This is a genomic window from Microbacterium sp. UBA837 (assembly GCF_002296025.1).
Classification (GTDB): domain Bacteria; phylum Actinomycetota; class Actinomycetes; order Actinomycetales; family Microbacteriaceae; genus Microbacterium.
In genome coordinates, this window is sequence record NZ_DBHD01000011.1 from 1 (window position 1) to 5437 (window position 5437).

Sequence of the window (5437 nt, forward strand, 5' to 3'; positions counted from 1 at the left end):
GCAATGCGGCGCTCGACCTCGGCCTCATCGTGAGGCTCGAAGGTTTCGATGACTTCGCCGGTCGCAGGATTTGTCACTGCAATGGCCATGAGCTGCCTCTTCCTCGAGATAGGGGACTCCGCGAGCCTATCCGGCGCTTCGGTGTCGCGACAATGTGCCCCGTGGGGCCGAACGGTCAGAAGACGATGGTGTGGTTTCCGTGACGGATGACGCGATCTTGCGCGTGCCAGAGCACGGCGCGCGAAAGCACTGAACGTTCCACGTCAGCGCCACGTCGTTCGAGGTCTGCAGCAGTGTCGGCGTGCGTGACCCGCACGATGTCTTGCTCGATGATCGGCCCCTCGTCGAGGTCGGTGGTGACGTAGTGCGAGGTCGCTCCGATGAGCTTCACGCCGCGGGTCTTCGCCTGGCGGTAGGGCTGGGCGCCGACGAACGCTGGAAGGAACGAGTGGTGAATGTTGATCACGGGCACCCGCACGCTCTCGAGGAACTCGCCGCTCAGGATCTGCATGTAGCGGGCGAGAACCACGAAGTCGGCATCCGCGTCAGCCAGCACCTCGAGGATGCGGGCTTCACTGGCGCTCTTGTCGGGCCCGGCGACCGAAGGCACGTGCACGAAGGGGATGCCGAAACCGGTGACATCAGCCTCGGCATCCGTGTGGTTCGAGATGACGACCGGGATCTCCACCGGCAGTTCGCCGCGACGATGACGCCACAGGAGGTCGAGCAGACAGTGGTCCTGCTTCGAGGCGAGGATCGCCATCCGCTTCGGAACCGACTGGTCGGTGATCGCCCACTGCAGATCGAACCCGTCGCCCAGGGTCGTGGCAAGGTCGTCTTCTATCGCGGGCAGCGCCTCGCGCAGGCCTGGCCGGTGGAAGACGACGCGCTGGAAGTAGGCGCCGCCGGCAGGGTTGTCGGAGTACTGGTCGAATTGCACGATGTTCGCGCCCTGCCGCGTGATCAGCGCCGAGACCGCCGCCACGATGCCGGGGGAGTCCGTGCCATGGACGATGAGGCAGGCGTGATCGACGGGAAGCTGGGCTGCGGGCATGGATCGATTCTGCCCGAACCGCTCAGTCGCCGATCGTCTCCCGCAGTCCGGAGTGGACGGCATCCAGCCAGGCGCCGACGTTTCGGCGGGCCTCCGGGGTGTCGGGGTAGCGGCAGCGCAGGTGCAGGCCTGTCTCGTTCGCGATGAACCAGATCATGACGCCGTCGGTGCGCACCACCGCCGACACGTACTGGATGTCGCGGAGCCTGCCCGGCGCGATCGGTAGTCGCCCGGTATCGAGCCACGACACCGCGAACATCCCAGGGGTTGCCGGCATGCCGCCGTACGGAGCGAGGATCGGGCCGAGCGGATGCGAGCCGAGGCCGATCGCTTCCTTCACCGCTTGGGCGCATGCGAGGGGCGAGGGGTCGGATGACTCGATCACGGCGTTCGTGATGAACCATCCGACCGAGTCGTGCCACTGCGGATCGTGCCGGCTGTGCACGGGGAACACCGCGCGCAGCGGCTGGTCACCCATCGCGAGGCTCACGCGCGTCATGACCGATACCGCGATAGCGATAGCGCGGACCCCCGCGGCGGCGGCGCGCTCGCAGAAGGCCTCGAACTCGGAGCCGTCGAAGACGTCGCGAACATCGACGATCTCCGATCGCGACCCCGCGACGTCGCCCAACGTCAGGGGGAACAGCGGCATCTGGCCGCCCTCGGCATCCAGGATCTCCGCCCATCGGGTCGTGATCGCTTCGGGCGCGGGAGCGCGGGCCGCAAGCTCTGCGGAGTGCTCGGCGAACGCTCGCGGTGCAGGCAGCGCCCCACCCGGCGTGCGATCCTCCCGCTCGTCGTCGACGACCTCGGCGAGATCCCGCGCGAGTACGAGAAGCGACCACATGTCGACGTGTGCGTGATCGGAGGCGATCACGATCGTCGGGTCGGCCCCGCCACCGGGTTCGATGAGGCACAGCCGGTGGGAGGGGGTGGCGAAGGGCCGGCATCCGTCGTCGAGCACTTCGCGCAGCACTTCGCGTGTCAGCCGCTCGGGCGGTGCCGGATGCGTCACCCACCGTCCGACGCCCAGTCGCGCCGGTCGTACCCGCACGGTTCCGACATCGTCCCGATCGAACACGGTACTGAGGGTGCCGTGCCTGTCGACGACGGTGGCCCACGCGTCAGCGATCTCGTCGGGGGCTGCCGGTGTGCGGAGGCGAAACGAGATCGCCATCCATGACCCGGGTCGATCTCCTTCGGAGACGTGCCGACCCTGGTCGAATGACAGCGTCAGCGGCTCCGTGTCGGGCAGAACCTCGGCGGGAAACACGAGGCTGCGGACTCGGCCTGGGGGCAGCGTCATTCGGGCGACGTTCGTCAAGCGCATCGCGCGTAGTCTAGGCGGCAACCGTTTCGCACAGAGGACGCCCGGGAGGGCACGTGAGCACGCTGCGGATTCGAGGCGCCACACTCGACTTCGATGTGACCGGTGATGACGGTCCGCTGGTCGTCCAATTGCACGGTCTGATGTCCAGCCGCAGCCGAGACAGCCACCTCGGTCTTGACCTCGGCCGGGCCCTTCGGGATCACCGCATCCTCCGCATCGACGCGCGCGGCCACGGTGGCTCGACGGGGACCGAGGATCCGCTCGACTACCGGTGGGACAACCTCGCCGACGACCTCCTGGCGGTGCTGGATGCCGTCGCTCCCGGTGAAGCGGTTCACGGCGTGGGGCCATCGATGGGGACCGGCACGATGCTGCACGCCGCACTCAAGGATCCGGTCCGCTTCGCGAGCTTGACCCTCATGGTTCCGCCGACGGCATGGGGTACCCGCCGCGCGCAGGCCGAGGTCTACCGAACGAACGCGGAGCTCATCGAACGCCACGGTGTCGAGGCTTTCGTGAAGCTCGGTTCCACCACGCCCGTCCCGCCGGCCCTCGCGGATGCTCCCGAGTCGCTTCCCGCGGTCGACGAGACACTCCTCCCGACGGTGCTGCGGGGAGCTGCGGCAGCTGACCTGCCGCCGAAGGAGGAGCTCGCGCGCATCGATGTGCCGACGCTGATCCTGGCGTGGACGGGTGACCCGACGCATCCGCTTCGCACCGCGACACGTCTCAACGAGCTTCTGCCGAACAGCCGCCTCATCGTTGCCCGCACGCCCTACGGGGTCATGGCCTGGCCGGGACTGTTCGCCGAACACGTCATCACGGCGGGGGTCGAACTCACCGCGACCGGCTCGATTCCCGTCGTCCGCGAACCGAGGGCCTCATGAGCGACACCGAATCGGCCCGGCTCAGCATCCGCGAGCTCGACACCGTGGCAGAGGTTTTCGAAGCCTCCGCGGTGCTGTCGGAGGTGTGGGGAGGGGACCGCACCGGCATGCCGCCGAACCTGCTGCGCGCCCTCGCCCATTCGGGCAACTACGCGGTCGGGTTCTTCGCGGACGAGCGGATGGTCGGGGCATCCGTCGCCTTCTTCGCCGAACCCGCAGCCCGATCCATGCACTCGCACATCACCGGCATCCTGCCGAGCGCCCAGGGTCAGGGCTTCGGACGGATGCTGAAGCAGCACCAGCGCGAATGGGGGCTGCGCCGCGGCATCGGGCACGTGACGTGGACCTTCGATCCGCTCGTGTCGCGCAACGCCCACTTCAACCTGGCCGTGCTGGGCGCGCGCGTCACCGAGTACCTCGTGGACCACTACGGCGCGATGGATGACGGGGTCAACCGCGGCGACGAATCGGATCGGCTCATGGTGTCGTGGGCCCTGGCCGCGCCGCCGGTTCCCACCCCCACGGATGCCGAGGTCCGGGCATCCGTCGCGATTCCCCGCGACATCGAGTCGCTCCGGCGCCGCGAACCCGATGCCGCTGCCATCGAGCGACGGCGCGTCCGCGACGCCCTGCTCACCCACGTGAACGCGGGCCGCCGCATCGGTGGGTTCGACGAGCGTCGGGGCTATCTCATCGTCGACGCCTGAGTCGTGCGGGCCGGTTTCGGTCGCGCCTTCGTGTGGGGTGTGGGTTGGGTGACCCGCAATATGGCGCGACTGAACGATGGTGGCCTCCATTTCGGTCGCGCCTAACTGCGGGTGCCGGGTCGGTTGGCCCGCAATATGGCGCGACTGAACGATCTGGCCTGTCGGGGTTAGCCTGGCCGCATGCCGATCGCACAGCCCGCTCCCACAGTGACGCTCGAGGGAATCGAGTTGCGGGTATTGCACCTACCGCTCGTCTCGCCATTCACGACATCCTTCGGCACCGAGACGGTGCGCGAGGTCATCGTCGCGCGGGCGCTGACTGCCGATGGGGACGGCTGGGGTGAGATCGTCACGCAGGAGTCTCCGCTGTACTCGAGCGAGTACACGCAGGGCGCGTGGGACGTGTCGCTGCGCTTTCTCATCCCCGCGCTGTTGGATCGGCACACTCTCGCCCCCGAAGACGTCGCCTCCGTCTTGGAACCCTTTGTCGGGCACCGGATGGCGAAAGCGGGGCTCGAACTCGCGATACTCGATGCCGCGCTGCGCGCCGAGGGGCGACCGTTCGGACAGTACCTCGGCGCGATCCGCGACCGCGTGCCCTCGGGTGTGAGCGTCGGCATCCAGCGCGACCCCGCCGCTCTGGTCGACACCGTCCGTGGATACCTCGACGAGGGGTACGTCCGCATCAAGATCAAGATCAAGCCCGGCCGCGACATCGCCGACACCGCCGCCGTTCGGGATGCCTTCGGCGATATCCCGCTGCAGGTGGACGCCAACTCCGCGTACACGCTCGCTGACGCCGACACCCTCGCCGAACTCGACAGGTTCGACCTGCTCCTGATCGAGCAGCCCCTGCAGGAGGACGACCTCGTCGACCATGCGACGCTCGCCCAGCGCCTGCGCACACCGGTGTGTCTGGACGAGTCGATCGTGTCGTCGAAGGCTGCAGCCGACGCTCTCGCGCTCGGGTCGGCATCCGTCATCAACATCAAGGCGGGGCGCGTGGGCGGCTACCTCGAGGCCGTGGGTATTCACGACCTGTGCCGAGTGGCCGGCGTGCCGGTGTGGTGCGGCGGGATGCTCGAGACGGGGATCGGTCGCGCCGCGAACGCTGCGCTGGCAGCCCTCCCCGGATTCACGCTGCCGGGCGATATCTCGGCATCCTCGCGGTTCTACGATCGCGACATCGTCACCGAGCCCGCCGTTCTCGAAGACGGCCACGTTCGGGTGCCCACGGGCCCCGGGCTGGGCATCGAGATCGACCCTGTCGCGCTGGAGGACATGACAGTTGCCCGCGAGGTGCTCCGCCGGTGACCGGCCCCGCCGGTACCTCGGGTCAGCGGCGACTCGTCGCCGTGATGCTGGGTGCTGCGCTGGTCCTCGGGATCGCCGCGTGTGCTTCCGCGGCCCCGAACGAGGATCTTCCCGAGGGGGTGAGTGTGCGGCTTGTGCAGCAGCG

Annotated in this window: 5 protein-coding genes; 3 read left to right on the forward strand and 2 right to left on the reverse strand. The window is 68.4% G+C overall.

The features are described 5' to 3' along the window. Positions 1-175: 175 nt before the first annotated feature. Positions 176-1054 carry a formyltetrahydrofolate deformylase gene (gene purU, locus B3587_RS01140; protein WP_292725936.1) on the reverse strand — a complete coding sequence of 293 codons (879 nt, stop codon included), beginning with the start codon at positions 1052-1054 and terminating at the stop codon, positions 176-178. Positions 1055-1076: 22 nt separating this feature from the next. Continuing rightward, positions 1077-2384, reverse strand: coding sequence for a peptide synthetase (locus tag B3587_RS01145; RefSeq protein ID WP_292725938.1), 1308 nt, complete (start codon positions 2382-2384; stop codon positions 1077-1079). 53 nt (positions 2385-2437) lie between these two features. On the opposite strand from B3587_RS01145, the gene B3587_RS01150 reads away from it, so the two are divergent. The 3 genes from B3587_RS01150 (at position 2438) to menC (ending at position 5292) form a co-directional block, all read left to right on the forward strand. After that, positions 2438-3271, forward strand: coding sequence for an alpha/beta fold hydrolase (locus B3587_RS01150; protein ID WP_228178313.1), 834 nt, complete (start codon positions 2438-2440; stop codon positions 3269-3271). Beyond that, complete coding sequence (locus B3587_RS01155; protein ID WP_292725940.1) at positions 3268-3978, forward strand: GNAT family N-acetyltransferase; 711 nt, start codon at positions 3268-3270, stop codon at positions 3976-3978. The genes B3587_RS01150 and B3587_RS01155 overlap by 4 nt, the downstream gene beginning before the upstream one ends. Positions 3979-4158: 180 nt before the next feature. Next, complete coding sequence (gene menC / locus B3587_RS01160) at positions 4159-5292, forward strand: o-succinylbenzoate synthase (protein WP_228178316.1); 1134 nt, start codon at positions 4159-4161, stop codon at positions 5290-5292. Positions 5293-5437: the final 145 nt, after the last annotated feature.

Bases quoted from the DNA above. Each gene is read 5' to 3' on its own strand.
- B3587_RS01145 (WP_292725938.1), bottom strand. From the start codon at position 2,384: ATGCGCTTGACGAACGTCGCCCGAATGACGCTGCCCCCAGGCCGAGTC.
- purU (WP_292725936.1), bottom strand. From the start codon at position 1,054: ATGCCCGCAGCCCAGCTTCCCGTCGATCACGCCTGCCTCATCGTCCAT.
- B3587_RS01155 (WP_292725940.1), top strand. From the start codon at position 3,268: ATGAGCGACACCGAATCGGCCCGGCTCAGCATCCGCGAGCTCGACACC.
- menC (WP_228178316.1), top strand. From the start codon at position 4,159: ATGCCGATCGCACAGCCCGCTCCCACAGTGACGCTCGAGGGAATCGAG.